This is a genomic window from Thermovirga sp. (assembly GCA_012523215.1).
Lineage (GTDB): Bacteria > Synergistota > Synergistia > Synergistales > Thermovirgaceae > 58-81.
Genome location: JAAYIZ010000050.1, coordinates 1 through 3164, shown reverse-complemented (window position 1 = coordinate 3164; position 3164 = coordinate 1). Strand labels below are relative to the sequence as shown.

The 3164-nt window shown below is 58.8% G+C and carries 2 protein-coding genes; one reads left to right on the top strand and one right to left on the bottom strand.

What is annotated here, in order from left to right:
• Window positions 1–677 (top strand): radical SAM protein (locus GX108_01670; GenBank protein NLO55754.1); only part of this gene is annotated, 677 nt, incomplete at its 5' end.
• 99 nt (window positions 678–776) lie between these two features.
• Here the strand turns inward: GX108_01670 and GX108_01665 are convergent.
• Window positions 777–3164, bottom strand: a 2388-nt coding sequence (locus GX108_01665; GenBank protein ID NLO55753.1) for a DUF748 domain-containing protein, incomplete at its 5' end; no start/stop codon positions are given.

Below are 3164 nucleotides of genomic sequence, written 5' to 3'. Positions count from 1 at the left end.
TATTTTTCTCCCACTGCGGCTTGAGATGCCTCTATTGCCAGAACCACCGGATCAGCTTCAGGGGCGACGGCGAGTATTTAACCTGTCAAGGCTTAGCGGAGATGATGATGAAGCTCCAGGAGTCGGGTTGCCACAACGTCAACCTCGTCACCCCGACCCACTACCTGCCCGGCATCCTGGAGGCCCTGGTTTTGGCCGTTCCAATGGGTTTCAGGCTGCCCCTGGTCTACAATACCTCCGGTTACGAAAAGCCGGAGATACTGCAGCTCCTGGACGGGATCATCGATATCTACATGCCCGATTTCAAGTACTGGGACCCCCGAAAGGCGGCCCGGTATTCCTCCGGGTCGGAAGATTACCCCGAATTCGCCAGGGCTGCGCTGTCTGAGATGCATCGGCAGGTTGGAGATCTCGAAGTTGACGAGCGGGGGATAGCAAGGCGGGGCCTCATCATCAGGCATTTGGTGCTCCCCGGCGGGGCCGCCGGTTCCAGGGATGTTCTGCGCTTCATCGCCGAAGAGATCTCTCCCGGCAGTTTCGTGAATATAATGGCCCAGTACAGACCCGAGCATGAAGCCTTCCGGTACACCGAAATAGCCCGACGGATCACGGTGGAGGAATTCCGCAAGGCTCTTGAGTGGGCAAAGGATTTCGGCATCGGGATAGCCAATTCCTGATAGTGAAAAACCAAGGTCTAGGAGGAATCGGAATATCCAAAAGGGGAGACCCTACAGGGTCTCCCCTTTGTCCTTGAAGTGAAAAAGGGATCAGGTCGCCTATTCCTCCGGCGGAGCCTCCCCGTCATCGGCTCCCGGAATCGACTTCTCACCGGTTGTATCCCCGGCGGATACCTCGCCGCCAGGTTCTAAGGATATCTCCACTGGCTGGTCCGACGAGGTCGCGACGGGGATGGCGGGTTTCCTAAAGGTTTTGACCTTTGGCGCCTTCGCGGGTCCAGGGGGCGGCTCTTCAGGTTCCACCGGAGTGCCTGTCCCTTCGCCAGCCTTTGTCAGCGTGCTGTCCGCTTCCCCCTTTTTCCCAAGGGTTTCTAAATTGGGCTCTTGTTCTGAAGTCGCCTCCACTTTCGGTGGTTCGGCAGGGGCGGGCTGTTGCTCTTGCTCAACCCCTCCGATCGGTTGCTTTGCCGGTTCGGGCTTCTCCTCCACCGGTTTTGGTGCCGGAGCGGCCGTAGTGACGGGGGCCGGCCTTTTCACGGGGAGCTGAACCGGGGCCTTGGATTCGGGCTTGGCGCCGGGTATGACCTGCTGAAGAATTTTGTCCTTCAGGCTCGGCTCTTCCCCTGAAGGGGCTGTTGACCCGCCGGGGGGTTGATCTTGGGGTTTCACCCCGGGGATCACCTGTTCCAGAATCTTTTGAGGAAGCGGGGTTTCTTCCGCATCGGCAGGTTCTTCGGCGGCTGTCACCTTCTTTTCCCCCGGCGCCACCTTGATGTTGGATAGGGAGGGTTTGTCAAAAGTGCCGCCGAGGCTGAAGCTCACGTCCCTGAAGTCGTCATCCCGAAGGCTTGAACCCGCACCTTCCAACACGCCTGTCAGGATCCCGGCAAGGTTCTGGGTGGAAGCCAGGCCGCCCAGTCCACCGGTGGCCCCTCCGAGGAGGGCATTGATGACCTTTATGTTTATTTTGCCGTTGCAGGCCAGGTTGAGCTTCCTGTCCGGTCCCACGCCTCCCGACGCGGCCAGGAATTCGTACAGGGGATCCCCCTGCGGCGCCCTGACCAGGGTGTCCTTGGCCAGGATCAGTTTCCCCGTCTGGAGGTCGAAGGGGGCGTAGACCGAGGCGAACTGTAGTCCCTTGGAGCGATGGACAGCGGCCATCAGGTCGACCAGTTTGAACCCCGAGATCTGTCCCTGACCCGTCTTGAGAAGTCCCTTGCCCGTATATTTCAACTGCTCGCCGAGGCTTCCGTTCAGCTTCGCGAAAAGTTCGGCCCTGCCGGTGATGTGCCCCTGCAGATTGAAAGCTTCCTTCAGGAGCGCGTCCACATCGGTGTCCTTAATCTCTACCTCGTCGTAGAAAGTCATGCCCGACAGATTCAGCGCGAAATCGTTCAGTATCTTCCCCCCGTAGAGCCGTCCCGCCCCGTCGGGTGAAGTCAGCCTTTCCCCGTCCAGCGCCAAGGGAAGGACTATATTGGTTATCTCCATTCCCATGACCCGGACCGAGGCTGAAGTGGCCTTGCCGGAACCGCTATTTCCTCCTTTACCGAAACGGCCCTGGAACTCCAAGTCGGCTTTCCCGGTGATATTCAGGGGCTTGAGTTTCTCGAATCTCGAGAGGAGGGGATTCAGCTCCAGGCTCTTGCCGTTGATTTCCAGATCGGAGGCAAAGGGCGTCAGCCGGACGTCACCTGTGACCGACATTGAACCGTTTCCCACCTTGCCGGAAAGGTCTTCTATCCTCATGCTGGTTGTGTCCCCGGAGATCTTGACCTTTACGCCGTCCACCTTGAGGCCCGCGGCAGCGATGAAGGGCGCTGTGGCGTTTATCGAGAGCTTCGGGTTTTCGAAAACCCCGTTAGCGACGGCATCGCCCGTAAGGATGCCAGCCAGCGGGAGCTTCGCCCCCCCCTTGAGGGTCATCTTTTCGAGGTCGATGTTCGAGGCCTTCACGGCCAGGTTAAGGGCCGTCTTTTCCAAGGGGTCCTCCAGGGTGACGCTCCCGCCTGCCGTAAGGGTCCCCGCGCCCATCAAAGCGTTCCCCTGTCTTATCGTTATGACCTTCGCCTTTTTCTCGAGCTCCACTTTCAACGCCTGGATCATGGTTCCCGCTATCGAGGCGGAATCAGCGCTGATATCCAGGCGCAGATCGGAGGGGACCCCTGCCTTGAGGTCGGAGATGTCCGTACCGGCCCTCAGGTTCGTAAAGCTGTAATCGTCCATGAGCGAGAGCGCCCTGGAAAGAAGGCTGACATGGACAGAGGGCCTCGATAGAGGGCCCTTGACCTCGGCCTCTACAGCCATTTCTCCTTTCAGGCGATATCCGGATACGGGCGGGTAGAAGGTAGAGAAGAAAGCAGGGTCTAGATTCGAGGCAAGTATCGCGATGTCTCCCGTCCTTTTGTCGGAAGTCAGGTTCGATATCTTGCCTTTACCGGAGATGACGGCCCTCTTCCACTCGGCTTTCATGTCGGAGAAGGAAAG